This window comes from Marinitoga sp. 1137 (assembly GCF_001941525.1).
GTDB lineage: Bacteria > Thermotogota > Thermotogae > Petrotogales > Petrotogaceae > Marinitoga > Marinitoga piezophila.
The window spans coordinates 995,885-1,022,522 of record NZ_CP009471.1 but is presented as its reverse complement, the minus strand read 5'-3'; the positions used below and the strand labels follow the sequence as shown (position 1 = coordinate 1,022,522).

25 protein-coding genes and 1 tRNA gene are annotated in these 26,638 nt (G+C 29.1%); 18 read left to right on the top strand and 8 right to left on the bottom strand.

The window, feature by feature from the left end; translation table 11 throughout:
- Positions 1-3 precede the first annotated feature (3 nt).
- Positions 4-1,419, top strand: coding sequence for a pyridoxal-phosphate dependent enzyme (locus LN42_RS05100; RefSeq protein ID WP_014296443.1), 1,416 nt, complete (start codon positions 4-6; stop codon positions 1,417-1,419).
- A complete protein-coding gene (locus LN42_RS05095; protein ID WP_014296442.1) occupies positions 1,416-2,771 on the top strand; it encodes an 8-oxoguanine deaminase in 1,356 nt (451 codons plus the stop codon). The genes LN42_RS05100 and LN42_RS05095 overlap by 4 nt, the downstream gene beginning before the upstream one ends.
- Positions 2,772-2,801: 30 nt before the next feature.
- Here LN42_RS05095 and LN42_RS05090 read toward each other — a convergent pair whose 3' ends face one another.
- The 4 genes from LN42_RS05090 to LN42_RS05075 form a co-directional block, all read right to left on the bottom strand.
- Complete coding sequence (locus LN42_RS05090) at positions 2,802-4,253, bottom strand: aminoacyl-histidine dipeptidase (protein WP_075780444.1); 1,452 nt, start codon at positions 4,251-4,253, stop codon at positions 2,802-2,804.
- A 16-nt stretch (positions 4,254-4,269) separates the two neighbouring features.
- A complete protein-coding gene (locus LN42_RS05085; protein WP_014296440.1) occupies positions 4,270-5,493 on the bottom strand; it encodes a M20 family metallo-hydrolase in 1,224 nt (407 codons plus the stop codon).
- A gap of 79 nt (positions 5,494-5,572) precedes the next feature.
- Positions 5,573-5,935, bottom strand: a complete 363-nt coding sequence (locus LN42_RS05080) for an HsmA family protein (RefSeq protein WP_075780443.1) — start codon at positions 5,933-5,935, stop codon at positions 5,573-5,575.
- Between the two features lie 2 nt (positions 5,936-5,937).
- On the bottom strand, positions 5,938-6,426 hold the full coding sequence (locus LN42_RS05075) for a TetR/AcrR family transcriptional regulator (protein ID WP_075780442.1): 489 nt from the start codon (positions 6,424-6,426) through the stop codon (positions 5,938-5,940).
- Between the two features lie 301 nt (positions 6,427-6,727).
- On the opposite strand from LN42_RS05075, the gene LN42_RS05070 reads away from it, so the two are divergent.
- Positions 6,728-8,014 (top strand): GGDEF domain-containing protein, encoded by a 1,287-nt coding sequence (locus tag LN42_RS05070; protein ID WP_014296439.1) that lies wholly within the window; start codon positions 6,728-6,730, stop codon positions 8,012-8,014.
- Here LN42_RS05070 and ispG read toward each other — a convergent pair.
- Positions 8,011-9,057, bottom strand: a complete 1,047-nt coding sequence (gene ispG, locus LN42_RS05065; RefSeq protein ID WP_014296438.1) for a flavodoxin-dependent (E)-4-hydroxy-3-methylbut-2-enyl-diphosphate synthase — start codon at positions 9,055-9,057, stop codon at positions 8,011-8,013. The two genes, LN42_RS05070 and ispG, sit on opposite strands and share 4 nt — an antisense overlap.
- A gap of 71 nt (positions 9,058-9,128) precedes the next feature.
- Positions 9,129-10,646 carry a site-2 protease family protein gene (locus LN42_RS05060; RefSeq protein WP_050899156.1) on the bottom strand — a complete coding sequence of 506 codons (1,518 nt, stop codon included), beginning with the start codon at positions 10,644-10,646 and terminating at the stop codon, positions 9,129-9,131.
- A gap of 182 nt (positions 10,647-10,828) precedes the next feature.
- Here LN42_RS05060 and ruvB point away from each other — a divergent pair, with 182 nt between their 5' ends.
- The 8 genes from ruvB to LN42_RS05020 are packed head-to-tail and all read left to right on the top strand — an operon-like array spanning position 10,829 to position 20,083.
- The gene (ruvB, locus tag LN42_RS05055; RefSeq protein ID WP_014296436.1) at positions 10,829-11,851 is read left to right on the top strand and encodes a Holliday junction branch migration DNA helicase RuvB; all 1,023 of its coding nucleotides are present in this window, start codon (positions 10,829-10,831) and stop codon (positions 11,849-11,851) included.
- A 1-nt stretch (position 11,852) separates the two neighbouring features.
- Positions 11,853-12,551: a YggS family pyridoxal phosphate-dependent enzyme gene (locus LN42_RS05050; RefSeq protein ID WP_014296435.1), complete on the top strand. Its 699-nt coding sequence runs from the start codon at positions 11,853-11,855 to the stop codon at positions 12,549-12,551.
- Between the two features lie 4 nt (positions 12,552-12,555).
- Positions 12,556-12,861: a YggT family protein gene (locus tag LN42_RS05045; RefSeq protein WP_014296434.1), complete on the top strand. Its 306-nt coding sequence runs from the start codon at positions 12,556-12,558 to the stop codon at positions 12,859-12,861.
- A 5-nt stretch (positions 12,862-12,866) separates the two neighbouring features.
- Entirely contained in the window at positions 12,867-13,694 is an 828-nt protein-coding gene (locus LN42_RS05040) for an NAD(+)/NADH kinase (protein ID WP_014296433.1), read from the top strand.
- Entirely contained in the window at positions 13,691-14,410 is a 720-nt protein-coding gene (locus LN42_RS05035; protein WP_014296432.1) for a DUF47 family protein, read from the top strand. The genes LN42_RS05040 and LN42_RS05035 overlap by 4 nt, the downstream gene beginning before the upstream one ends.
- A gap of 4 nt (positions 14,411-14,414) precedes the next feature.
- The gene (locus LN42_RS05030; RefSeq protein WP_014296431.1) at positions 14,415-17,879 is read left to right on the top strand and encodes an LptF/LptG family permease; all 3,465 of its coding nucleotides are present in this window, start codon (positions 14,415-14,417) and stop codon (positions 17,877-17,879) included.
- 16 nt (positions 17,880-17,895) lie between these two features.
- Entirely contained in the window at positions 17,896-18,564 is a 669-nt protein-coding gene (locus tag LN42_RS05025; protein ID WP_014296430.1) for a uracil-DNA glycosylase family protein, read from the top strand.
- Between the two features lie 4 nt (positions 18,565-18,568).
- Positions 18,569-20,083: a class I SAM-dependent methyltransferase gene (locus LN42_RS05020; RefSeq protein ID WP_014296429.1), complete on the top strand. Its 1,515-nt coding sequence runs from the start codon at positions 18,569-18,571 to the stop codon at positions 20,081-20,083.
- A gap of 31 nt (positions 20,084-20,114) precedes the next feature.
- On the opposite strand, the gene LN42_RS05015 is transcribed toward LN42_RS05020, so the two are convergent.
- A tRNA-Asp gene (locus tag LN42_RS05015) sits at positions 20,115-20,191 on the bottom strand.
- Positions 20,192-20,448: 257 nt separating this feature from the next.
- On the opposite strand from LN42_RS05015, the gene LN42_RS05010 reads away from it, so the two are divergent.
- The 7 genes from LN42_RS05010 to LN42_RS10955 all read left to right on the top strand — a co-directional run bounded on the left by LN42_RS05010 (position 20,449) and on the right by LN42_RS10955 (position 25,419).
- Complete coding sequence (locus tag LN42_RS05010; protein ID WP_014296428.1) at positions 20,449-20,721, top strand: HU family DNA-binding protein; 273 nt, start codon at positions 20,449-20,451, stop codon at positions 20,719-20,721.
- Positions 20,722-20,802: 81 nt separating this feature from the next.
- Positions 20,803-21,180 carry a fluoride efflux transporter CrcB gene (gene crcB / locus LN42_RS05005; protein ID WP_014296427.1) on the top strand — a complete coding sequence of 126 codons (378 nt, stop codon included), beginning with the start codon at positions 20,803-20,805 and terminating at the stop codon, positions 21,178-21,180.
- A complete protein-coding gene (locus LN42_RS05000) occupies positions 21,177-21,494 on the top strand; it encodes a DUF190 domain-containing protein (RefSeq protein ID WP_014296426.1) in 318 nt (105 codons plus the stop codon). The genes crcB and LN42_RS05000 overlap by 4 nt, the downstream gene beginning before the upstream one ends.
- A gap of 33 nt (positions 21,495-21,527) precedes the next feature.
- Positions 21,528-22,460, top strand: coding sequence for a MoxR family ATPase (locus tag LN42_RS04995; RefSeq protein ID WP_014296425.1), 933 nt, complete (start codon positions 21,528-21,530; stop codon positions 22,458-22,460).
- Positions 22,461-22,465: 5 nt separating this feature from the next.
- Entirely contained in the window at positions 22,466-23,710 is a 1,245-nt protein-coding gene (locus LN42_RS04990) for a DUF58 domain-containing protein (RefSeq protein WP_014296424.1), read from the top strand.
- Positions 23,711-23,720: 10 nt separating this feature from the next.
- Positions 23,721-25,142, top strand: a complete 1,422-nt coding sequence (locus LN42_RS04985) for a hypothetical protein (protein WP_075780441.1) — start codon at positions 23,721-23,723, stop codon at positions 25,140-25,142.
- A 136-nt stretch (positions 25,143-25,278) separates the two neighbouring features.
- On the top strand, positions 25,279-25,419 hold the full coding sequence (locus tag LN42_RS10955) for a hypothetical protein (RefSeq protein WP_156865397.1): 141 nt from the start codon (positions 25,279-25,281) through the stop codon (positions 25,417-25,419).
- A 37-nt stretch (positions 25,420-25,456) separates the two neighbouring features.
- On the opposite strand, the gene LN42_RS04980 is transcribed toward LN42_RS10955, so the two are convergent.
- Positions 25,457-26,413 carry an asparagine synthetase A gene (locus tag LN42_RS04980; protein ID WP_083635651.1) on the bottom strand — a complete coding sequence of 319 codons (957 nt, stop codon included), beginning with the start codon at positions 26,411-26,413 and terminating at the stop codon, positions 25,457-25,459.
- Between the last annotated feature and the right edge of the window lie 225 nt (positions 26,414-26,638).

Genomic DNA, 26,638 nt, shown 5'->3' with positions numbered 1-26,638 from the left:
AGTATGAAAAAAGTGCCTATAGTAGGACCTACATATGAAGAAATGCTACATCCAGAAAAAATCGATCCAGAGATTAGACAGAGAGCTATTGAAATGAAAGAAAAGGATCCGCTTCATCCAATTAATCTTTTTAATATATCCTGGAAGGATGAAAACAATGAAATTAGATATTTTGTTATGCCAAAAGAATTAACAGGTGTTGAAGCAAATATTATAGTGCTATATGCAAAAGATTTTCCATCAGGAAGTCATAAGGTTGGAGCAACATATTCTGTATTGATGGAAAAAACAATTACACATGAAGTTGATCCATCAATACATAAATTGGTATGGCCATCAACAGGAAATTATGGAATAGGTGGAGCATTTGTAAGTTCAAGAATGAACTATGATTCTCTTGTATTATTGCCTGAAGAAATGAGTCAGGAAAGATTTGATATTATTAGAAAGTATGGTTCAGACGTTATTCCAACACCAGGTTGTGAATCAAACGTTAAAGAGATATATGATAAATCCAAAGAACTATACGAACAGGATCCAGAACATATTAGAATATTGAACCAGTTTGAAGCATTTGGGAACTACAGATTTCATTACTATGTAACAGGTAATACAATGATAGAAACAGTTAGAAGATATCATATAGGTAATGAAAGAATTGCAGCAATTGTATTGGGAGTAGGTTCTGCGGGAACAATTGCCAGTGGAGATAGAGTAAAACAGGAATTTCCTGAAGTTAAGGTTGTAGCTATGGAGCCAGTACAATGTCCAACAATTTCATTAAATGGATACGGCGGGCATGATATTCAGGGAATTGGGGATAAACACGTTACATGGATTCATAATGTAATGAATAATGATGCTGTTGTACTTGTTGATGATATAGACAGTAAAAAGATGCTTCAGGTATTAACAGACGAAGAGGGTAAAAAATTCCTTAAGGAATTTGTAGATCCAGAAATGGTTGAATATATTTCAGATAAATTTGGTATATCAGGTGTTGCTAATGTTATCGGTGCAATAAAAATGGCTAAATTCTATAATTTAAAATCAGATGATAATATTTTTGTTGTTGCAACAGATAATATAGATAGATATCATTCAGTTATGGAACAGATGACAAAAACATATGGAAAATTGGATAGAGCTGAGGCAAAATCAAGAGTGGAAAGAATATTCCTTTATCAGGAAACATCAGGTATCTTCGAAGGAGACAAGTATAACAGAGAAAGATGGCATAATCTAAAATACTATACATGGATAGAACAACAGGGAAAAACGCTTGAAGAATTAAATGCACAAAAGGAACAGGCATATTGGGAAGAACATCAGAGAAAAGTAAAAGAAATGGATAAAATGCTTGAACAATATAGGGAAGAACATAAAGCAACTTTAAGAAAGGTGTGGCTTGACGAATGAGAAAGTTATTCAAAAATATTTCATATCTTGCCACTTTTGATAATAAAGATACTGAAATTGAAAACGCCTATATTCTTGTTGAAGATAATGTGATAAAAGATATAGGTAGCGGGAACTTCGATGAGGAAGTTGATGAAATTATTGATTGTAAAGATATGCTTATAATGCCAGGTTTTGTAAATACGCATCATCACTTATATCAAACATTAACAAGAAATGTAAAAGGAGCACAAAATGCAAAACTTTTTGACTGGCTTGTATTTTTATATGAACGCTGGAAAAATATAGATAGAGAAGGATTCTACATCAGCTCAATAATTGGTAATTATGAAATGATGAAAACAGGTGTAACAACCACTACAGACCATTTATATCTTTATCCATATGGATTAAATGAGGCATTTGATGCTGAAGTGGAAGGGGCTATAAAAACTGGTATTAGGTTCCATCCTACAAGAGGAAGTATGTCAATGAGTAAAAAAGATGGTGGACTGCCACCTGATAGTGTTGTTCAAACAGAAAAAGAAATCATAAAAGAAAGCATTAGGGTAATAGAAAAATATCATGATTCATCAAAATACTCAATGTTACGAGTAGCACTTGCTCCATGTTCTCCATTTTCAGTAACAGCAGATTTAATGAGAGAAACAGTAAAAATTGCCGATGAATATGACGTATTAATCCATACACATGTTGCAGAAACACTTGATGAAGAGAATTATTGTATAGAACGTTTTGGTAAAAGACCAGTAGATTACATGGAAGAACTTGGATGGTTAAATCCAAGAGCATGGTTTGCACATCTTGTATGGTTAAACGAAAGCGATATAGATAAATTGGCAAAAAATGATGTTGGAATGGCTCATTGTCCATCATCAAATATGAGATTGGGCTCAGGTATTGCACCAGTTACAGAAATGAAAGATAAAATACGCATAGGGATTGCAGTAGACGGAAGCGCAAGTAATGATACAAATAATATGATAGCAGAGGTTAGAAATGCATTGTTGCTTCAAAGAGTAAAATATGGTGCGGATGCTTTAACAGTAAGAGAAGCGTTAAAGATGGGAACAATGGGCGGAGCAAGAGTGTTAAGAATGGATGATTATATAGGAAGTCTTGAAATCGGAAAAGCTGCCGACTTTATAGGTTTTAACCTTAATAGACTTGAGTTTGCAGGAGGCCTTGATGATCCACTTGGTGCAGTGTTAATGTGTGATGGAAAACAGGTAGATCTTTCAGTAATCAATGGTAAAATTAGAATAAAAGATGGAGAAATATTAGATGAAGAACTTCCGAAAATTATAGAAAAACATAACGAAATATCTAAAAGAGTTATAAATAGTCTTTGATAAAGAAAACCCCCGTTAGACGGGGGTTTTTCAATAATTTTTCATTTCTTTTAATACGTTAAGAAGAAATTCCCATACCCTTTGTGTTGAAGAAATACTCAATTTTTCTTCAGGTGTATGAGCACCATAAATATTTGGTCCAAATGAAATCATGTCCACATCTTTCATTTTTCCGGATAAAATACCACATTCAAGTCCAGCATGAATAGCTGTTATTTCCGGTTCTTTTCCGTACATATCTTTATAAACCTTTTTCATTAATTCTCTAATTTTAGAATCTTTTTTATATTCCCATGCAGGATATGGAGCATTTGTTGTAATTTTAGCGCCATTTAACTTTGCTATAATTTCAGCTTTATTATGAATAAGATCTCTTAATGTCTCAACAGAACTTCTTGTGGCGCTTGTAAATTCAATTCTATTATCAAAAGTTTTAACAACGCCAAGATTACTTGAGCTTTCTACAAGACCTTCTATTGCTTTACTCATTGTTTGAATTCCGTCATGAACAAGCATTAAAATATTTATAGCTTTCTCAAACGAATCTTTTGTCATAACTTTATTATAATGCTCAATTTCATTTACAGATAATTCAACATCAGGATCTGTAATAGAAAATTCATTTTTAAATACATTTTTCCAATAATCTATAATTTCAATTAATTTTGTTTTATCTTTTGCAAGAATTTTTGCAGTAGCTTCCCTTGGGATGGCATTGCTCTTATCTCCACCATCAATTGAAATACCATAAACTTCTATTTTTTTATTTAAATCATATAAAACTCTTCCAAGAAGTTTATTTGCATTTCCTCTTTGTTTTATTATTTCCATTCCTGAATGGCCACCCTGAAGACCAAAAACTTTTATTTCATATGATTTAAAACCTGATGGTGCATCCATAAATTCAATAGGTAATGTAATTATATCCCTTAAACCACCAGCACAGCTTACGTAAAAGATTCCTTCTTCTTCAGAATCGATATTTAATAATACCTTTCCTTTTAATAATTCTGGATCTAAAGCATTAGCTCCGCCCATTCCTGTTTCTTCTTCAGTTGTCATCAACACTTCAATATACGGATGTTCAATGTCGTCAGAATCAAGTATTGCAAGCGCATAAGCTACAGCAATTCCATTATCAGCACCTAAAGTGGTATTTGTAGCTTTTATGAAATCACCATCTATTTGAAGTTTTAAAGGATCCTTTGAGAAATCATGATTACTATCAGAAGTTTTTTCACATACCATATCTATATGTCCCTGTATAATAACTCCAGGAACATTTTCATAGCCAGGGGTTGCAGGTTTTTTTATAATTACATTTAATGCATCATCCTGAATATATTCAAGATTTCTTTCTTTTGCAAATTTAACAAGATAATCGCTAATGGCTTTTTCATTACCAGAACATCTTGGAATCATACTTATTTCTTCAAAAAATTTAAAAACTTTTTCAGGTTTTAATCCGTCTAAAACGCCCATTGTAATTCCCTCCTGTTTAAAAATTTGCCATTAAATATGCATAGATTTTTGTATCTGCAATTAGATGTTCTATCTTTATATATTCATTTGGTTGATGTGCAGTGTGATCCATGGTTCCCCATACAAGAGCAGGTAATCCTGCTTCTCTTAAAATGGCAGCACATGTTCCGCCACCGATTCCGCCAACTGTTGCATCAATATTTCTTAATTCTTTAATAGCTTCTTTTAATTTCAATACAGATGGATGATCCGCTGGAGTTGGATCAGGAGCCTTTTCCATTTGTGGTGTTTCAATATGAATCTTTACACCGAATTTTTCTTCGTATTTTTTCTTTATATTTTCCACATCTGCAAGTATTTCATTTAAATCGTATTGAGGTAAAATTCTGCAATCAAAATACATTATATCTGTTCCTGGAATAGTATTTATATTATCCACATTATGTTCTTTTTTGGTAGGTTCAAATGTTGAAAACGGAATATTAAATAAAGGATCTTTTGCGACATATTTTTCATGTAAAAATTCATCTAATTCTTTTGCAAAGTATATTGCAGCTCTATGAGCGTTTTTAGCAACAGTTGGTGCAGAAGCATGAGCCTGTTTTCCTTCTGTAACTATTTTTAACCATAATATGGATTTTTCTGCAATTTCTATAAAAGAACCTTCAGGATTACCTGAATCGGGTACGTAATACCAGTCATTTTTATCAAAAATTCCCTGTTTGACAAGATATTTTATACCATAATCGCTACCTGTTTCTTCATCTGAAACAAAAACAAGAGCAATATTGTTTTTAGGTCTAATATTTAAATCCATTAATGTTTTTAAACCGTGAAGAGTTGCAACAAGTGAGCTTCCGTTATCTTCTGCACCTCTTCCGTATATTTTTCCATCTTTAATTACTGGATCAAATGGATCATGATCCCACAATGAAAGATCCCCTTCAGGCACTTTATCCATATGTGTAATAAACCATATAGTTCTTTCTGGTGAAGTTCCCTTATAAATAGCTACAATATTAGGTCTGAAACCATATTCCACAATATCATCTGGTGCGTCATAACGTTTTATTTCATCAAATTTCATTGTTTTTAAATATGATTCAAGCCATTCAGCAACTTCTTTTTCCCCGGGGCCACCTGCACGGGGATTTACGGAATTTATAGATATAAAACGTTTTGAAGTTTCAATAATTTCATCTTTATTTTTTTCTACATGTTCAAGAATTTTCTCTTTCATAATGCTAACCTCCTTTAAGGATATATATGATAATTAAATTATATCATAAAAAATCAGGAAGTTAGCACACCGAATTTTATTATCTACTTGCACCAAAAAACATTCCACTTAAAAAGGGGATTAACCATATTAACCACACAAATAAGCTAAATTTATGAAAGTTTTTAATCCATTTTTCGTCCTTTTTGAAATAAACAAGACTTCCCCAAAGTGCATGTATTAACATTAAAATTATTGCAGCCATTCCTGTTATTTTATGAAATGGTTGAGGATTTGTTGAAATCATTGACATTAATGTTGTTCCAGTTGTATCAAAGACAAAACCTATCCAGAAAAGAGATAAAAATTTTCCTGTTAATTTACCTTTTATTTTTTCACCAAATACTCCCCATGTATAAAAAACAAATGCCAATACAATAGTAATAATAGCACCTAATAACATTTTTATCCCATCCTTTCTAATAGTATTTTTTTAACTTCTTCATATTTTATAAAATCCCAAACAGCTGTTGCCATAAGATTTTGAATTATAAATTCAGGATTGTCCAGTGTGCTTTTTTCTAAAATTATCTTTTTTAATTCGTTTATCATATGAAATCTTTTTTGAGGAATTTTTAGTAATTCATGGTTTTTCCAGAAATCTTTGAAAAGAAATTGATATTTATAAATCTTTGAATATAATATGTCTAAAAAATCCTCATTATTGTTGAAATTTCGATTTTTTAAATCGGTGATAGCTTTTTTCCAGTAAATTTCTATACAACGTAAAATTATTTCATCTTTATTTTTAAAATAATTATATGTTGTTCCTAAACCTATTCCAGCAATTTTTGAGATGTATCTAATATTTAGTTTCTCAATACCTTCATTTTCAATAACTCTCATAGATGCATCTAAAATTTTTCTTTCAACATCTTTTAAAATTTTTGGCATAAAGGTCACCTCCTTATATGAACAATGTTCATATAATGTTATACTATTTTTGTTAAAATAATATTACATAATTAATATGATTACTGGATTTAGAAAATTATTCGGATTTTGGAATGTGTTTTTATTATATTGTCATTTATAAAAGTAATATTTATGTTATAATTCTTAGTGAGCTCATAATTAAGGAGGGAAAAATATAAACAAAGAATTACTTGGTGGATTATTTGAAAAATTTTTAAATAAAAGTGATGTTGGAATTGCAATTTTAAAAGATAAAAAGTACATATATGTAAATGAAAAAATGACGGAATTAGCAAAAAGATTCCAGGTAGATTTGCAGCAAATCCCTCCCATTTGCTCTCAAAATGCGTTTGATATGTTTATAGAAAAATTTCCTAATTTCAAAAAATTTATGCCGATTTTTCAGGTTTTAACATATTTTAAGGATAATAAGAACGAAATGGATTTTTCATATCTTGAAGAGATAGAGAATACTTTATATGAAATAGGTTTTCGTGGAATTATATATAATAATGAGGCCTATTCTGTTATATATGTTGCTGATATTACACGTGATATCATTTTGTATAATAAAAAATATCTTGAAGTTGCTGAGAAATTAAGACGAGAAACTTTATCGCTTTTTTCTCCACAAAGTTTTGATAGTATGAAATTATACAATAAGATTTTTGAAACATTAAGAGAAGAAGGAATTATTGATTCTCTTGTAATTGCAACATTAAAAGATAATAAAATATATATTGATTTTGGTTATATTGAAAATATTGAATATAGCAATAAAATATTTCCACGAGATAATAAGAGTTTGACTAATTTTGTAATTGATAAAGCCCAGAAGATATACATACCAAATTCTGTGAAATTTAAACTTCCTGAAGGATATGAAATTTATCATGTAACAGACCCAAAGGTATATAGCGTATATGGGGTTCCATTAAAAAAAGAAAATAAGGTTTTTGGAGCTATATTGTATGAAAAAGTGGGTGAAGATTCATTTACAAAAAATGAAATTCGTTTAATGGATGAAATAACTAATATAATAGATGCTATTATAATCTTTAAAGATTTATACAATCAATTAAATGAAGAGAGAAAAAAATATTATGAGGCATCTATCAGGGATTACTTAACAGGAGCATATAATAGAGCATTTTTTGAAGGGTATTTTAAAAAACTTTGTGAAAAATCAAAAAGATATAATGAAATATTTTCTATAGCATTTATTGATATAAATGATTTTAAATTGATTAATGATAGATATGGGCATAATGTTGGAGATTTAATATTAAAAGAATTTGCCAGAATTGTTCATGAAACCATTAGAGGATCTGATATTTTTGCAAGATATGGTGGTGATGAATTTGTAATAATATTTCCAAATACAAATAAAAAAGATGCCACTTTAATTATGAAAAGAATCGAAATGAAAACGTTAAAAATAAAAGAAAATATAAGTTTTTCGTATGGAATAATTGAAGTATCACATGAATTAAGTCCTGAGGAAAATTTGAAGCTGGTTGATGATTTAATGTATAAAATGAAAAGAAATAAAAAATCCTGCGATTAATTCGCAGGATTCATTTTTTCAATATATCTTTTGAATGTTTCTTCTAATTTTTCATGTGAAACACTTTCGACAATTTCACCGTTCACAAAAATTGCTCCACCTGTTTTTGTTCCGGCAATTCCTATATCAGCGTGTTTAGCTTCTCCCGGGCCATTTACTACACATCCCATTACAGCTATATTTATTTCTTTGTCTATATCTTTGGTCCATTCTTTAACTTTCAAAGCAAGTTCTTCAACGTTGATTTCTGTTCTTGCACATGTTGGACATGCAATTACTCTTGGTCCTTTTTTAAATCCCAATAATGTTAATAATTTTCTTGCAACACCGACTTCTTTTTCCGGATCGCCTGCAATTGAAATTCTTATTGTATCGCCAATATAATTTAATAACAAAGCACCAAGTCCAGCTGAAGAAAGAATTACAGCATCCTCATAAATTCCAGCTTCTGTAATACCTATATGAATAGGATATTGAACCTTTTCAGCAAGACATTTATTTGCTAAGAAATTTTCTTTTGCATCAGTAGATTTGATGGAAATAACAATATCATCAAAACCTATTTTTTCCAGTATTCTTACTTCTTCAAGAGCACTTTCTGCTAATGCCCTATATCTTGGGACAAGGTTTTCATATTTTTTCTTTATAGAACCTGAATTTGCACCAACTCTTATAGGAATTCCATATTCTTTTGCAACTTTTGCAACCTCTTTTACTTTCCATTCTGCGCCAATATTACCCGGGTTAATCCTTACTTTTGAAGCACCAGCTTTTATAGCTTCAATTGCTACTTTGTAATCGAAGTGAATATCTGCTACCAGAGGTACATTGGAATTTTCGCATAATTTTTTAAATGAAGGTATATCATCAAGTGTTCTTACAGAAACTCTTACTATTTCAGCTCCTGCATTTGATAATCTAATTATTTGTCTTAATGTGGATTCGAAATCTAAAGTGTCTGTATTTGTCATTGATTGTATAACAATGGGATTATCTCCACCTATTTTAACATTTCCAACAGTTACTACTTTTTTTGAAAACATAAAAACACCTCTCGTATTCAAAGATTCTTGTTTAATTTCACCATATTATGGCTAAAAATTAATTTATAAGTTTATTTGAAAAATCTTGATATGTCATTAAAAGTAATAAAAATAAATAATATCATTAAGAGTATAAAACCAATAGTGTGAATTGTAGCTTCCACCTTTGGATTTGTTCTTTTTCCGGTAATCATTTCATATATAGAAAATACTATCCTTCCGCCATCTAAGGCAGGTATAGGCAATAAATTAACAATACCAAGGTTCAAGGTGATTAATGCAATTAGAGAAATCAAAGCTTCAGGACCGGCTTTGGCAGCTTGACCAACAACTCCAGCTATTCCGACAGGCCCCATAACTTCACTGGTTTTAACCTTGCCAGTAAATAATTGTCCAATCATATCAACCATAGCCTTTAACAATGTATTTGCCCATTGAATTGAAGTAGTAATAACCTCAAAACCTTTTGGTCTCCATTTATCAAAATCAAATTTTAAAACCATTGGCTCCTGTAAAATCTGTATAAATGCATCTTTAGAAATTTTTATATTTGTTTTTTGATTGTTTCTTAATACAGTTATATTCAGGTCTTTATTTTCTTTTCCTGTGTAATTTTCTACTATTTTCCCATTTTTTATTCTGATTAATTCAGTTCCAGGTTCAAGAGTTATTTTAGAAAGTGCATCTATAAGATTAATACCATTTTTTATTTCAATGCCGTTTATACTTGTAATTCTATCTCCTGCTCTAAAAGGTTCAATATCTTTATTTATTTCATTTGAAAATGAGGCAAAGTATACACCTATAGCATATCTTTCAGGAATAATAGAATAAGTTACTATTTTTCCTTCTATAGTATTTCCATCATCTAATTTCAAAATTAAACGGTCATTTTTTTCCAGATTAGGCAAAATGTCCTTTATTTCATTTGCAGAATGTGTATTGAATTCCAGAATTTTTTTATTAGTTAATTCGATATTGTTTGTATCAGGTTTAAATGCGATAACATATTCAGGTATTGTTTTTTCAGGTTTTACAGTAATTTCTACAGGTATATTATTTCTCAAAACTTCAAGTTTTACAGGTTTTCCTTCTTTTATGGTAAAGCTTAAAATAGAACTGTCAAAAACAAGATTTCCATTTACTTTATGAATTACATCACCAGCTTCAAGACCGCTATAAAATGCCGGAGAATCAGGTATTACTTCTGCAATTTTAACTTCGTTAAATCCATATATCATTCCAGAAAAGGCTAAGATTATATATCCAAGTAATATTGAAAATGCCGGGCCAGCAAAAGCAATGAGAAATTTCTGCCATGGTTTTTTATTATAAAATAAAGATGGATCGTCAGAAATTTTATCAGTATCTTCCATTTCTTCACCGGCAATTTTTACATATCCGCCAAGAGGAATTAGATTAAATTTAAATTCTGTTTCTTTACCTTTTATACTAAATAACTTTGGTCCCATTCCTATTGCAAATTCTTCTACTTTGGTTTTGAACAATTTTGCAAATAAAAAATGTCCTAATTCATGAAAAAAGACTACAATTGTTATTACCACTAAAAACCAGAAAATAGTTGCCATTGAAACACCTCCGTCAATAAATCCTTTTATAAATATTTTACCATATGTATGTGTTAAATTATGAAGGTATATTGTTTCTAATATGTTATATTGTTTTTTTATAATTTTTGTCAATAATTATATATTTTTTGTATATCATAATATGATATAATAATAAAAGCGAAGTTTTTTGGAGGGAATATATGGACGAAAGAATTTTTGACCCACAGGAAAAGCCAGAAGAAAGTACAATAATAAATTTAAGACCACAATTTTTAAATGAATATATTGGTCAGGAAAAAGTAAAAGAAAAATTAAAAATAACCATTGATGCGGCTAAAGAAAGAAAAGAGCCGTTAGATCATATTTTACTTGCAGGGCCACCTGGTCTTGGTAAAACAACTCTTGCAAATGTAATAGCAAATGAAATGGGAGCTAATATACAGATAACAAGTGGTCCTGTTCTTGAACGCGCTGGCGATTTAGCAGCTATTTTAACCAATTTACAAAATGGAGATGTGTTATTTATAGATGAAATTCATAGAATAAACAGATCAGTTGAAGAAATCTTATATTCTGCTATGGAAGATTTTCAGCTTGATATTGTTATAGGCAAAGGACCAGGTGCCAGGTCAATAAGAATAGATTTAAATCATTTCACACTTATTGGTGCAACAACTCGAACAGGATTAATTGCTGCGCCATTAAGAAGTAGATTTGGAATAATTATGGAAATGAATTTTTATCCACCGCATGAATTAAAGGAAATAATCATAAGAAGTGCGAATTTATTAAATGTAAAGATTACCGATGATGCCGCCTTATTAATTGCGGAACGTTCGAGAGGAACACCAAGGATTGCAAATAGATTATTAAAGCGTGTTAGAGATTATGCTCAAATTAATAATGGTGGATTAATAGATGTCGATACTGCAGAAAAAACAATGACACTTCTTGAAATTGACAAAGAAGGTCTTGACGAAATGGATAGAAAGATATTAAATACCATTATTGATTTTTATAATGGTGGTCCGGTTGGATTGAAGGCGCTTGCAGCCTCGTTAGGAATAGAAGCTGATAGTATCAGTGAGGTATATGAGCCATATTTATTACAAAAAGGATTTTTGGTAAGAACACATAGAGGCAGGATGATAACAGAAAAAGCTTTAAAACATTTAGGAATTGAAAAGTCAAATAAAAATTTATATTCGTTATGGGGGAATTAATATGGAATTTATAAAATCAAATCTTGATTTTGTAAATGAAAAGATAAAAGAATCAGCTGAAAGATCAAATAGACAATTTGACGAAATTAGATTGGTGGCAGTTTCTAAAACATTTCCAGTTGATTATATTAAAGCAGCATATGAATATGGAATAAAGAATTTTGGAGAAAACAAAGCTCAGGAATTAAGAGCAAAACATCAGGAATTAGAGGGTTATGATATAACATGGCATTTTATAGGAAGAATTCAAACAAATAAAGTTAAATATATAGTTCCAATTGCTGAATATATACATTCTGTGTATCGTGAGAAGGAATTAAAGGAAATTGATAAAATAGCTAAAAAACACAATAAAATTCAAAAGATATTGATAGAGGTAAACGTTTCTGGAGAAGAAACAAAAGGTGGTATTGTTCCAGAAGAAGTTGAAGAATTTATAAAAATGGCGATGCATTATGAAAATTTAGAAGTTGTGGGTTTAATGACAATGGCACCATATACAGATGATAAAGGGCTCATAAAAAATATCTTCGATAAATTGAGAGAATTAAGAGATAAATTAAATGTAAAATATAAAAAAATTACTGAATTATCAATGGGTATGAGCAATGATTATGAAATTGCTGTAGAAAGTGGCACAACAATGGTGAGAATTGGATCTCTTATATTTGGAAAACGAAATTATACAACAGGAGGTTGATAAAATGTTCATATTAGGGAATCTTTTTTATGGTATAGCAAATGTTTTAAGAATAGTAATAAACTTTTTTGAAATATCTATAGTTATATCTTCTATTTTTTCATTTATATCCTTTAATTATCATAATCCTATTAGAAATTTTTTCGATCAGGTTTCTGAACTTATAAATAGACCTGTAAGAAGGTTATTTGGTGGGAGATTGGTTGTTGGAATGTTTGATTTTACACCATTTGTGTCAATATTAATTTTAATATTACTCGATAGCTTTTTGGTTAATACGCTTTTTGACCTTGCTCGAGTTTTGAGGTGATAATCTTGAAAGGAATTTTATTTTTTAATCCTATAAAAGCAAAAAAACAGGAAATAATAGACAATTATCTTCATGTTTTTGAAGAAAATGATATTGAAATTTTAAAGGTAATGCCAGCAGGTTCTGCACTTCCTGATAATACTCTTTATCAGGAATCTGATGTTTTTATTGTCTTGGGAGGAGATGGAACTGTTTTAAGAGTTGCAGAATTATCTGCTGAATATTCTGTACCTATAGTTGGGATAAATCTTGGAACATTGGGATTTTTAACTGCATATGATAGCACAGAAATGGAACAGGCTGCTAAAGACATAGCTTCTAACAATTTGCATTATTCAGATAGATTTTTGCTTGAATGCTATGTTGGAGGAAAGAAAATATTATCTTTAAACGATATAACCATTCAGAAAAGTCAGCCTATTGGAACAGTTGATCTTGAAATATTAATAAAAGGAGAAAGCGTTTTAAATTATTCTGGAGATGGAGTTATTATTTCAACTCCAACAGGTTCTACGGGTTATGCTTTGTCCATGGGCGGACCGGTAATTGAGCACTCATTAAATCTTATAACTATAAATCCTTTAGCTTCACATTCTTTAAATATAAGACCGTTGGTAATTTCTCCTGATAATTATGTTGAAATAATGATTCATCATATTGATGCGGGTAATGCATATGTAACTGTTGATGGCGATATAGTTCATAGAATTGAAAGTGGAATGGCTGTATTAGTTTCATCATCTGATAAGAAAGTAACTCTTGCACAGAAAAATGATTATTCATTTTTTAAAGTATTAATAAATAAATTAGGCTTTGGTAGGAGATTGATATGATAGATTTATTACCAGAAGAAACAAAGAATATAATAATTTCATATCATAACGAAATTTTAAAAATGGGCAGAATTGTCCAGGGAATGTTTTTAAAGTTCAAAGATGCTTTTTTTGAAAAAAATATGAAGTTATCAAAAGAAATTATAGAACAGGATGCGCGTGTTGATTTTGTAGAAGCACGCCTTGAATATAAGGCTATGGAGATTATAGCAACCAATAATCTTTATGGAAAATCATTAAAAATTGTTTTTTTAGGCAATAAAATAATAGGAATCCTTGAAAGCATGGCAGATATGTGTGAAACAATGGCTAAAAATAATGTGGATCTTTTAAAATTACCGAATTCTATAAATCCATATCAATTTGAAGATCTCTTTGAAATTTCTCAGGGAATGTTAGGTGATGCGTTAAAATTATTTTCAAATGTTATAGAAGACGGGAATGTTCTTGGAGAGTCATTTGAACTTGCTAAAGAAATTTGTAATACCGATAATGAAATAGATAGTTTGTATGAAGCGTTTAAAAGAAATTTAATGTTGAAAGTTTCAAAAGATAATTTTAGATCTATTATGGCACATATTGAAATACTTTCAAATATAGAAAAGTTTTCTGATTTAAGTGCTAACATTGCAGAGTATACAATATTTATATTGACCGGGGATAGATATAAATGTACAAAAGAAGGATTTGATATATTTTATTCAATGGGGGAATAGATAAATGACAAAATTGCTGAAATACATATCCAAAGAGTTTATATCCCCTTTTTTAATGGGACTTGTTGGATTTATCGTATTTGTAAGTGTTGAATTATTGTATCAATTATCAGATATAATTGTAAGAAATAAAGTTGGAATTGATAAATTATTTATATTAATCTCTTTCCATATTCCATATTTTCTTGTGATGGGTATTCCCGTGGGAATACTTTTTTCTATATTCTGGGTTTTATCAAGGTTATCTAATGATAATGAAATTATAGCTTTACAGTCCTTGGGTATCCCATCAAAAAAGATAATATTACCTTTTCTGGTGTTATCGTTTATTCTTTCAATTTTTACTTTTGCGTTATACGATACAATAGTTCCAAAATCAAATATGAAAGCAAAAGAAGCTATTTCAAAGTATGTGTATAAAAGTGCTCAAGCAAACATAGAGATGAATAAATTCGTTGAGGTTGAAAGAAATAAAAAGTATTTATACGTAAGGAAAATAGATAAAGATAAGGGTATTTTGTATGGAATATTATTATATGAGGTGGATTATTCTAAAACAACGGTTTTTCATGCAGAAAAGGCATTTAAGGATAAAGATACCTGGTATATGGAAAATGGAAGAATTTTTAGATTAACAGATGATGGACTTTTAAAACTTGATATTACATTTAAAAAATTAAAATTGGATATATCAAAGGATGTTGAAGAATATCTGAGATTTTCAAAAAGTCCAAATGATATGACAACAAAAGAATTAAAGCACAAAATTGAAATAACCCAAAGACTTGGTGGAGATCCATCAGCTTTAATTGTTGGTTATCAGGAAAAATTTTCTAATTCAGTTGCGCCAATGGTTATAGCGCTTCTTGGAGTAGCGCTTTCATTATTTATAAACCTGAAAAGTAAATCGTGGAGTGTTATTTCAACATTTATACTTGTTGTATTATATCAGGGGTCTGGTGCATGGTTAAGTGCTTTGGGAAAGGAGAAGATTATAAATCCATATCTTGCACCGTGGCTGCCTAATATATTTTTTGGTATAGTTGGAATTGTATTATTTATATTACTTGATACAAGAGCAGCATATAAATTAATTGAACCTTTAAAAAGAATAATTGGTGTTGGTATTGTAGTGGTATTTCTTGCAAATTACGGATATTCTGAAAAGGTATTTATTGATTCCGAGAATATCACTATAGATGGAACAAAGATTACATTTGAAGGAAGTACAACTATAAAATACAAAGATTCAATTATTAAAGCTCCAAGAGGATATGGGTTTCTTAATGATAAAAATCAAATTCAAAACGCATATTTATTGGATAATGTTACATATATTCAGGGCAAAAGAACCATAGAAGCGTCTCAAATGGAAGTTAATTTTGAAAGTAAAGATGTAATTTTAAATCATACATATTCAATAGAATCATTTAAAAATGAAAAAAAAAAGAATGTAAAAATACGCGTATGGTCTGAAATTTCAAAAAAGAAAACAGATGATGATGTTGTATTTTCCGAAAGAGTAAAGATGACAACATGTAAGGAATGTATTACATATTACTTTAAATCTTCTCATGTAACAATCTATCCTGATCAATTTCTTATTGCGCGTGACGTTACACTTGAATTTTTTGGTATTCCAGTTTTTTATTTTCCTTTCTATTTTCAAAGTTTAGCTGAAGAACAGAAAGCTCCATTTTTGGCTGCTTTTGCATTTAAAAATGATTCAATTACTATTACAGTAAAAATTAATCACACATTTCCAGACAAATCTATACTATCTTATTCACAGGAATATTCAAGAAATACAAAAGAAAATACAGTTTCACAAAAAATGAGTTATACATATTCAATTCCTATGATTCTTGGAACACTTGCGTTTTCAAATAGTATTTCAAATTCAAGCATTTCAGATTTGAAATTTTCATTAACAAAAAAATTGGAAAACCTTACTTATTCTGCACAGGTTATTCATAGTTTTTCAAACAATTCAGATGCATTTTCTCTGTCTTTAAAGGATATAAAAACAGATTTAGGTAAGTTTTCATTATATTCAGCGTATTCATGGAGAAATAGAAATTTAAGTTCTGTAACTTTTTTAAAACTTACAACACCTTCACTGGAAAAAAAATATAAAAAAAGTTATTTTAAGTTAAATTCTACTCGTCTATATATTACTGGACCTGCAACTAAATTATCGGATTCGTGGGATAAAAAGAAAATAAGTATAAATACATCTACAAATTCAAAAATATACAATGGTTCTCTAAAAAATGAAATAAAAACATCTTTTTCAGCTCTATATGAAAGAGATAATTTAAGAAGTTTGAATTTATATTTAAAAGATGCAATATACAATAAAATTACACCTATAAAATATTCAAATGATTTTTTTTATAATAATTGGTTTTCAATAGACTCATCTCTTTCTCCTGAGATGAGAATGTCATTTAAACATATATATCCTGATAGAATATACAATTATTTTACCTATGGGACAAAAGGTAACTTTAAAATTAGAGCTTTTGTTTTTCAATATGGTGTTTCAGATTATCAATATTATAGAGTTTTAGTTAATGAACCGAAATGGATTTCCACTCCCGCTACGCATACAAACAAATTAACCGATTTTGTTGGTATCGATGCATCGTGGGATATATTAGATGTAAAAAACTCTTTTGATGGAAGATATAATAGAACTTTTGATTTTATGAAAGAAAATAGAGAAGATAGATTTATTGCGCATTTTTTTACAACAAAATATAATTTAAAATATAGTATTTTAGAATTTGAAAATAATACAAAAACATCTCTGGAAAAAGAAAATTTTGAATTTATTACGACAAATTTCAATGGTTTTTTAAAGATTGCAATTTTAAAGCATAAATATGAATTTGAATACAATCACAAAGATGAAGAATTACCTATAATAAAGATAGAAAATAACGATATAATAACCTTTGGTAAAAATAAAATAGAAATATTTTATGATTATTATTTTAAAAAAGAAGATTGGAAAGAAACAATTCCTCAAATAAAATCAAAATATCTTTTTTACGATAAATATGGTGGAAAATATAAAGGGAATTTAAATTTATTTAATGATTATAACAATATTCATTACGATTTGAGCTACAAAGCCAAAGATGCGTCTAAAAGTCTTACGACTTCAATAGATTATGATATTGAAAATCAATATTTAAAAACTGGAATAGGTTATGATACAGCGACTAAATATGATTGGGCGAAGATTTCGTTTACATATGATATAAAAAATAACGAATGGACATTTTCGCAGTTTGAAATTAATAAAAAGATCATATGTTGGTCAATATACTTAAAGGGAGATTTACAATTATTGCCAGAATTTTCATTTAAACAATTTGAATTAAAGTTCTTTATTGCAGATATACCTGAGAAATCATTTGGATATACCGAAGAAAAAGGTGTAGATATAAATATGTTCTAATTCTGGAGGGAAAACAATGGGAAAAATGGAAGATATGGATATAATTAGCGAAAAAATAAAAAAATGTAAAGGGTGTTCTTTAAGTTTATCAAGAAATAATGTAGTAGTAGGTGAAGGGAGTTTAGATACACCTATAATGTTTGTTGGTGAAGGTCCTGGTGCAAATGAAGATTTACAGGGAAGACCATTTGTAGGAAGAGCAGGGAATTTACTTGATAAATTGTTAAAAGAAGTGGCAAAGATAAATAGAGAAGATTTATATATTACCAATGTGGTAAAATGTAGGCCACCTAAAAACAGAGTGCCCACAGGCGAAGAAATGGAAAAATGCAGTCATTTTCTCCTTGCGCAGGTTATGACAATAAAACCAAAAATTATAGTTGCGTTAGGTTCTACAGCATTAAATTATTTTTTGAAGCAAACAGTTCCCATTACAAAACATAGAGGAAGATTCAAAGAATGGTATGGCGATATATATATATTCCCAACATTTCACCCAAGCTATCTTCTTAGAAATAGGAGTGAAAAAGAAGGATCTCCATTGTTTTATGCAAAAATTGATATGCAGGCGATAGGTTATATGTACAAACAGTTGAAAAATAATCCAGATTTAGATATAAAAAAGCTGGTAACAACGGTTGAAAAAGGCGTAATTGCAGCAGAAAATAAAATAAACAAAGGATGATAAAATGTATAAAAAACCAATAGGTTTTGTAGAAACACCTGAATTAATAGCAGAATTAATGGTTAAATTAACCGGCAAAAATAAAAACTCCCTTACCCTGGATACTGGATGCGGAAGGGGAGTTTTTTTAAAAAAATTACAGGAGTATGGATTTAATAATGTATATGGAATAGAGATGAATAAAGAATTTTATAAATTATGCAAAGAAAAATATCCACAATATGAAATATTAGCAGAAAATTTTCTTACAAAAAACTTTAAAGAAAGATTTGATCTTATTATGGGTAATCCACCTTATGTACATTATAGTGATTTACCAAAGAGATTATCCAAACAAATAAAAAAGATTGCAAAAAATGCTGAAGCGGATATTTATTATGCATTTATTATAAAATCAATAGAGTTATTAAAAGAAGAAGGAGAACTTATATATATAGTTCCATACCATTTCTTTTTTAACACACATGCGGCATATTTAAGAAATTTTATGATAAAAAACGGATCTTTTGAGATTATAATAGATCTTGGAGAAATAAGGTTATTTTCAAAAAATCCTGAAACAATTATATTTAAGTATAAAAAAGGAATATTTGAAAAAAAAATAAAAGTATTAAATATCAAAAACCAGCAAATAAATGATATAAATAAAATTAGATCAGATATTGAAAAAGTTCTGGAAGAAAAAAAAAGCAGTGAGCTTTTTGAATATTATGAATTACCGCCATTTAAAAAAAATACTGTATGGTCAACATCAGAAATGCGAAAATGGGATATTCAAGAATATAAATTATTAAAAGATATAGCAAAAATAGGTGTAGGATTTGTATCTGGATATAAAAAAGCTTTCTATATTTCTGAAAATGAGTATCAAAAAATGGATAACTCATCAAAAGAACTCATAAAACCGTTTATAAAAGCTAAAAATTGCGATAGATATATAGTAAATGGTTTTCATAGATATATATTTATAGATAAAAGCATTGAAGAAAAAATTTTGAAAGAAAAGTATCCAGAAATATACATAAGATTATTAAAACACAAAAAAGAAATGTCAGAAAGGTTTTTGCCAGGGAGAACAAAATGGTATCAATGGCAGGCGGCAAGAAACTATAAATTTTTAATGGAAAATCCAGGTAAAAGAATATATGTTCCAGCATTAGATAGAAAACCATATAATCGTTTTAGTTTTTCAGAAGAAAGTTATTTCCCTTCAGGAGATGTATTGTTTATTCAACCGTATTTAGAAAAAGATATATATTTTCTTTTAGGATATTTAAATTCGCTATTTTTTAGAGAGTATTATATATCCTATGGCGGGAAGCGTGGCGGAAGAATGTCTTTTACACAAAAATTGCTTGAAAATATAAAAATACCTGAATTTGATTTAACAATACAAGATGAAATTTCTCATATTACTAAAGAAATAATAAGATTGAAAAAACAGAAAAAGGAAACAAAAATATATGAAGAACAAATAGAAGAAGTTATAAAGAAGAATATAAAAAAGATATATGTATAAAAAAAATCCGGATCATAAGATCCGGATTTTTTGGCGGGGACGACGGGACTCGAACCCGCGGCCACCGGTGTGACAGACCGGCATGCTAACCAACTGCACCACGTCCCCAAGCTTTCCGGATATATTATACCGAAAGAAATATTACAAATCCAGTCCTGATTGGTTTCTAAATAGTGACATGTTTTTTAGTAATATTTTAATGATGAAAACCTTGAAAATAAATAATATTCATATAATAAGAAGAGAACTTTTAAAAATAAAGTCTTTTGTAATGTTTAAAATTAACATAGATGCTTGATTTTAACAAAAAAATGTGGTAAAATTGCCTTGAAATACGTTTATATCAATACATAGGGGGTGCATGTATGAACAAAAAGGAACTCGTTAGTGCATTAGCTGAAAAATTATCCGTTACAAAGAAAGAAGCAGCTTTATTTGTTGATTCATTTGTAGACGTTGTGTCAGAAGCTTTATCAAAAGGCGACAACGTAAAAATCGTTGGATTCGGTACTTTTGAAGTTGTAGAAAGAAAACCAAGAAAAGGTGTTAACCCACAAACAAAGGAAACTATTGAAATTCCTGGTGGAAAAGTACCTAAATTCAAAGCTGGTAAAGAATTAAAAGCAAAAGTAAAATAATTTAAACGGAGCCCATTCTGGCTCCGTTTAAATTTATGATAATAATCCATATTTATAAAATTAAGATACTGGAGGAATTGTATGAACTTGATTTATATTGGTATTGGAGGATTTTTAGGAGCAATATCGAGGTATCTTGTATCAAAATATGTAAATACAGCATTTCCATTTTCAAATATGCCTTATGGAACATTAATGGTAAATTTAATAGGTGCATTTGTTTTGAGTTTTTTAATGTCGCTGAGTATATACAGACTTGAACTACCTAAAAATTTTATGTTATTTTTCACCACAGGGTTTATAGGCTCTTTTACCACATTCTCAACATTTATGTATGAAACAATAGTTTTAAGTGAAGAAGGGTTTAATGTATATTCATTATTGTATCTATCAATAAGCGTGTTTTTAGGTCTTTTATTTGCATTTCTTGGCTATGCATTGGGGAGGTTGGGAACATGAAATTTTTAAGAATTTATCTTGGTGAAGGTGATCATTGCGATGGAACCCCTGTATATAAACATATAGTAAAATTATGTTATGACCATGGAATTAAAGGAGTTACTGTTTTAAAAGGGATAATGGGTTTTGGAGAAAAACATCATGTACATAGAGTTGATTTTTTTACATTAAGTGAAGATTTGCCAATAGTAGTTGAAATAGTAGATTCCAGCGATAAAATAGAAAAGATAATTGAAGAAGTAAAAAAATGTAATTTTGATGGGTTAGTTGTATATTGGGATGTTGAAAGCATAAGAATAGAAAAAAACAAGTAATAATATAAAATCAAAGCAGGAAGGGGATTTTAAATGTTAGCAGAAAAACTAACTAATAAAATAATATCAAATGTGAATGAAGTAATAAAAGGAAAAGATGAAAAAATAAAATATGTATTAGCAACGTTTTTTAGTGAAGGACATGTTTTATTAGAAGATGTTCCAGGAACAGGAAAAACAATACTTGCAAGAGCAATTGCAAAATCATTTAATCTTGATTTTAAAAGGGTTCAATTTACACCGGACTTACTTCCAAACGATTTAATAGGTTTATATATATTCGATAAAAATAAAAATGAATTTGTCTTAAAAAAAGGTCCTATTTTTACCAATATATTACTTGGTGATGAAATAAACAGAGCAACGCCAAGAACACAATCAGCATTGCTTGAATCACTTGCTGAAAATCAGGTGTCTATAGATGGAATAACCCACAAACTTGAAAAACATTTTTTTGTAATTGCCACGCAAAACCCAATTGAGTTCGAAGGAACATTTCCATTACCAGAAGCACAGGTAGATAGATTTATGATTAGATTATCCTTAGGATATCCTGATCCTCAATATGAAGTTGAAATGTTAAATTCGCAGGAAAAAGAACATCCTATAAATCATATAGAAAGTGTATCTTCTGCTGAAGAATTATCAGAAGTGAAAAAAGAAGTAAATAATGTACTTGTTTCCGATGAAATAAAAGAATATATTATTGAAATAGTTAATAGAACAAGAAATCACAAAGATATAAAGGTAGGTGCCAGTCCAAGAGGTTCTATTGCTTTAATGAAATTATCAAAAAGCGTTGCTGCAATAGAAGGAAGGGATTTTGTTATTCCAGATGATGTAAAAAACATAGCAAAATATGTTTTGGCACATAGAATAATTCTCAAAGCAGAAGCAAAAATAAAAAAAGTATCACCATATGACTTAATAAGCGATATATTAGAAGAAGTAAGAGTTATAAGGTGATATAAGTGAGATATAAAATAAAAGGTCTCGTCTGGTACTCTGTTATAGGGGTAACAATAAATATATTTTATTTTAGCAATTATACATTGCTATTATTGGCATTATTGGGATATATCTGGTATGATTTTTTTAGAAAAAAAGCAATTATTGAGAATATAGAAATAGAATATAAATTAGAATATGAAAAGGCATTTATTGATGAAATCTTTGAATACAGAATATATTTAAAAAACAATTCTAATGATGGTATTTTATTACTTGTCTCACCATCGAACTTACTTCAGAGAATTCGACCATTAAATCAAAAGGTTTATCTTGAACCAGGTGAAAGAAAAAAACTGATTTTTAATATATCCTTTGGGACAAGAGGAATTAAAGATATAGGAAGAATTAGCATTAAATACAATACTTCATTGGGTTTTGAATTCTGGAAAACAAAAATCGTTGAAAAAAAGGTTGAAGTTTTGCCGGAATTTATATATTCTGAGTTTAACAAAGAAAGTTTGAAAAAGTTATTGCCAGCTCAAAAATCTAATATAAGAGTATTGGAAGACGTTACTTATGTTGAAAATATTGATGAATACAATAATGAACCATTAAACAGAATAAATTGGAAAATTTCAGCGAAATATGACAGGTTAATGGTAAAAAAATATGCACATACTTCAACAGGGCAGGTATATATGTTTGTTGACTTAAATTTGCCAGATGGTATTCCGAAAGAAAATATCTTCTGGAAAAATGAAAGAAAAGTATATGAAGAATATGCGTTAAAGGCGACCGCAAGTATTGTAAAATATCAAAAAGAAAAATATCAGGATCTTAACCTTGTTATATTGGGAAAAGAAATAAAAAAAATATCTTCAAACGATTGGGTTGAATATTTTGATACAATAGCTTCAGCATATGGGGATAATAATAGTGATATAAACCTTGAAAAAGTACTTGAATCAGAAATTCCGTATCTCACATTTGAAGATACAGTAATAATAATATCAATACATTTAACCGATGAAATAATTCCATATTTAATAAAAATGCGTTCAAAAGTTTCAAAAGTCATTGTGCTGGTTATGCCATATGGTTTTAGAGTTGAAACCGAAGGGAAACTGGATGTAAATAATCAGGAGATTTTCAGGGTTGAAGCTATTGAATTGGAGAAAAAAGCAGTATTACTTGAAGAAAATCATATAATTGTTAGGTTAGTTTCGCCAGATGATTCATTAACAGAAGTCTTTTCAAGTATTTGAGGTGATGGGGTTGGATAAAAAAGTTCGCAATTTATTTGAGCAATTAGTTATAATTTCTCTTTTGCCGCTTAATGTAATAGACTTTATAGCCCTTTTTATAGTTACTCAAATTTATACATTATTATTTAAAAAGTTTAAAAAGATGAATATGCCGTATTACATAGCCTTTCTCGCATTATTTCTGGTATTTGGAACTGCATTTTCCATTGAAATGGCTTTAGATAGGAGCCCTTTTTTTGCATATAATGTTACATTGATAATTATAGTGAATTATTTTCTTCCAGAAGAAAGAAAGGATTTATTTAGATATATTTATGTATACATAATAGCAGCAGTAATTCTAAGAAATACAATTAATCATATTCTTGTGGGAGCTGTATTGTTGTATTTCTTATATGAACTATTAAAAGAAGAAAAAAACAAGAAATTATATATAACACTTTTTGCTATATTTTTTGTATTTTCATTTGTGTCCTTTCAAACAAGTATAAATCCATTTAAAGATTTTAGTCTCTTTATGGATAAAAAATATTATAAAACATATGAAAATGAGAATAATATAGAAAATAATAAAATAAATGTTGAAGATGAAAATACTGAAAAAAAAGAAAGGGTCAAAAGATTATTTAAAGAATCAGAAACAAATCCAATATACACAAGGGTATATAAACCACAGGAAACCATGACACAAAAGGAAAAATTATTTTTAGGAGTATTAGTGTTAGGGGTAATATCAAGTTTGGTAATTGCATATTATTCTTATAAATATATGACAAAAAAAGATAAAAAACGTTTATACATTTCTCTTGCTTTATTTTTTATTATTACATTTATGGGATTAAATACAATAGCGCATCTTAAACCTTTACAATATAAATTAGAAACACCAGAATTCTTTACATCAAATATTGAAAAACAAATTTCAAAAGAACCAACTGCAATAAATCGTGAAGATAATGCGATAGCAGCAAATTCAACACAAACTACATATAATGGAAAAGCAGAAATTTTAATACTAAAAATTGCATACCTAATAATAAAATTCTCAAGATATGTTTATTTAATAAATATATTAATACTGGCGTATTTTATTTATAAAATACTTAAAAAAGATAAAAATAATAAAAAAGAAAATCTTGAATCTAAAGAATTAAAACATGAAAAATTTGAAGAAAATAAATTTAATGAAAAGGATATACCCTATTTAATTGATAAAGGATATATATACATAAGAAAAAGATTCTTCGAAAAATTTCAACATCTTACTCCATATGAATTGCTAAGAAAAGTAGATTCACCAGAAGAGTTCAAAAAATTAACAGATTTATTTATATTAAAAGAATATGGTAACAAAGATTATAATCTGTCTAAAAAAGAAATTATAAATCTTATAAATAGCTCTATAGAACACTTTAAAACCCAGGAGATTTAATCCTGGGTTTTAATTTATCATAATGCAATATAATATTACAATAACATAATAGTTCGGAAACCGAATTGCATAGATTTAGGAATAGAATAAAATTGAAAATATATTTAATACATTCTTTTTAAAGGAGAGGGAGAGTATGAAAATTATAAAAGGATATCTTGACAGAAGATTAAACAACATGTTTGAAAGAATTTCTGAAAACAACGTTGATAACTTAGTAGAAAACTTTAAAGAAGAAGCATTAGAGGTTTATACAAGAAACAATTATATTCTTTAAAAAAGAAGCCCGGAATTTCCGGGCTTCTTTTTTAAATTTAGATAGAGTGCTTTCCAGGAATTTTTGCAAAAAGTCTGGTTTTTTCAACATGATCAAGCGCTAAAATCCATCTTGTAAATCTTTCTATTCCAATTCCACATCCGGCAGAATGTTTTAACAAACCAGCTTTTGCAACTTCCAGATAATCCTGGAAAGCCTCTGGTGGAGTTCCCTTTAACTCCATTCTTTTTAGAATCTGTTTGTATTCATGCTCCCTCTCCCCACCGGATATAGCTTCTTCATAACCTTCAGGGTAAATCAAATCAAAATCCAATAAAACATCAGGTCTTTCAGGATCCTGTTTATCATAGAATTCTCTTTCTAAAAGTGGAATATCGATCATCCAGAATGGTTCAGTTGCTTCAAGAGAAGCTCTTTTCTCATAGTCCTCGCCATATTTTTCCTTTAATTCCTTTACGGTATAACGTTTAAAAGGTTTTTCAGGAACTTTCAAAGAAGGATGATACTTTTCAATAATTTCAGGATATTTTTCTTTTATTGTTTTTATTGTATGGATAATGGCATCTTCCATTACATCAAATACAACTTCTCTTGGTGTTTCTAACATTTCCATATCTATTTGTACAAAATCAAATAGATGCCTTCCCGAATCCATTTTGTCCTCTGTTTCCAATCTAACGTTTGGTGAAACAATATAAATCTTTTTGTGAACAAGAACAGCAACCTGCTTGTGTAAAATCATAGATTTTGTAACTGAATACTTTTGTCCATAATATTCAAATTCAGCTTCAAAATGTGGATGGTTTAGCGGATCGGTAATAGGTGAAACAGTTACAGGTAATAATTCCACAAAGCCTTTTTCATCCAATACATGTCTAATTCCTTTTAAAATTTCGCTTTGAATAAGTGTAGCGTCTTTAAATACAGGATTTTCCATATATTCCTTTACCAATGATACCGTGTCAACCTTTCTTTCCATACTTTCTTTCATCATAATACCCTCTCCCTTCAAATGTAATTTTATAAAAATCTCTCCCTCTCATTAAATTTAAATAGATAATAAAAAACCGGCGCTGGTAAAATCCAGCGCCGGTGAATTGATAGTAAACGACAGCTTACCTCGCGTTCCACCAACGCTGGTTGATATTATTATTATTGAAATTATTAACTTTTATTATTATTGTTCTTATCGTCATACCTAACACCACCTGAAAAAAAT

Excerpts from the sequence above, each read along its gene's own strand:
- LN42_RS05100 (WP_014296443.1), top strand. The coding sequence starts at position 4 with ATGAAAAAAGTGCCTATAGTAGGACCTACATATGAAGAAATGCTACAT.
- LN42_RS05095 (WP_014296442.1), top strand. The coding sequence starts at position 1,416 with ATGAGAAAGTTATTCAAAAATATTTCATATCTTGCCACTTTTGATAAT.
- LN42_RS05090 (WP_075780444.1), bottom strand. The coding sequence starts at position 4,253 with ATGGGCGTTTTAGACGGATTAAAACCTGAAAAAGTTTTTAAATTTTTT.
- LN42_RS05085 (WP_014296440.1), bottom strand. The coding sequence starts at position 5,493 with ATGAAAGAGAAAATTCTTGAACATGTAGAAAAAAATAAAGATGAAATT.
- LN42_RS05080 (WP_075780443.1), bottom strand. The coding sequence starts at position 5,935 with ATGTTATTAGGTGCTATTATTACTATTGTATTGGCATTTGTTTTTTAT.
- LN42_RS05075 (WP_075780442.1), bottom strand. The coding sequence starts at position 6,426 with ATGCCAAAAATTTTAAAAGATGTTGAAAGAAAAATTTTAGATGCATCT.
- LN42_RS05070 (WP_014296439.1), top strand. The coding sequence starts at position 6,728 with ATGACGGAATTAGCAAAAAGATTCCAGGTAGATTTGCAGCAAATCCCT.
- ispG (WP_014296438.1), bottom strand. The coding sequence starts at position 9,057 with ATGTTTTCAAAAAAAGTAGTAACTGTTGGAAATGTTAAAATAGGTGGA.
- LN42_RS05060 (WP_050899156.1), bottom strand. The coding sequence starts at position 10,646 with ATGGCAACTATTTTCTGGTTTTTAGTGGTAATAACAATTGTAGTCTTT.
- ruvB (WP_014296436.1), top strand. The coding sequence starts at position 10,829 with ATGGACGAAAGAATTTTTGACCCACAGGAAAAGCCAGAAGAAAGTACA.
- LN42_RS05050 (WP_014296435.1), top strand. The coding sequence starts at position 11,853 with ATGGAATTTATAAAATCAAATCTTGATTTTGTAAATGAAAAGATAAAA.
- LN42_RS05045 (WP_014296434.1), top strand. The coding sequence starts at position 12,556 with ATGTTCATATTAGGGAATCTTTTTTATGGTATAGCAAATGTTTTAAGA.
- LN42_RS05035 (WP_014296432.1), top strand. The coding sequence starts at position 13,691 with ATGATAGATTTATTACCAGAAGAAACAAAGAATATAATAATTTCATAT.
- LN42_RS05030 (WP_014296431.1), top strand. The coding sequence starts at position 14,415 with ATGACAAAATTGCTGAAATACATATCCAAAGAGTTTATATCCCCTTTT.
- LN42_RS05025 (WP_014296430.1), top strand. The coding sequence starts at position 17,896 with ATGGGAAAAATGGAAGATATGGATATAATTAGCGAAAAAATAAAAAAA.
- LN42_RS05020 (WP_014296429.1), top strand. The coding sequence starts at position 18,569 with ATGTATAAAAAACCAATAGGTTTTGTAGAAACACCTGAATTAATAGCA.
- LN42_RS05010 (WP_014296428.1), top strand. The coding sequence starts at position 20,449 with ATGAACAAAAAGGAACTCGTTAGTGCATTAGCTGAAAAATTATCCGTT.
- crcB (WP_014296427.1), top strand. The coding sequence starts at position 20,803 with ATGAACTTGATTTATATTGGTATTGGAGGATTTTTAGGAGCAATATCG.
- LN42_RS05000 (WP_014296426.1), top strand. The coding sequence starts at position 21,177 with ATGAAATTTTTAAGAATTTATCTTGGTGAAGGTGATCATTGCGATGGA.
- LN42_RS04995 (WP_014296425.1), top strand. The coding sequence starts at position 21,528 with ATGTTAGCAGAAAAACTAACTAATAAAATAATATCAAATGTGAATGAA.
- LN42_RS10955 (WP_156865397.1), top strand. The coding sequence starts at position 25,279 with ATGAAAATTATAAAAGGATATCTTGACAGAAGATTAAACAACATGTTT.
- LN42_RS04980 (WP_083635651.1), bottom strand. The coding sequence starts at position 26,413 with ATGATGAAAGAAAGTATGGAAAGAAAGGTTGACACGGTATCATTGGTA.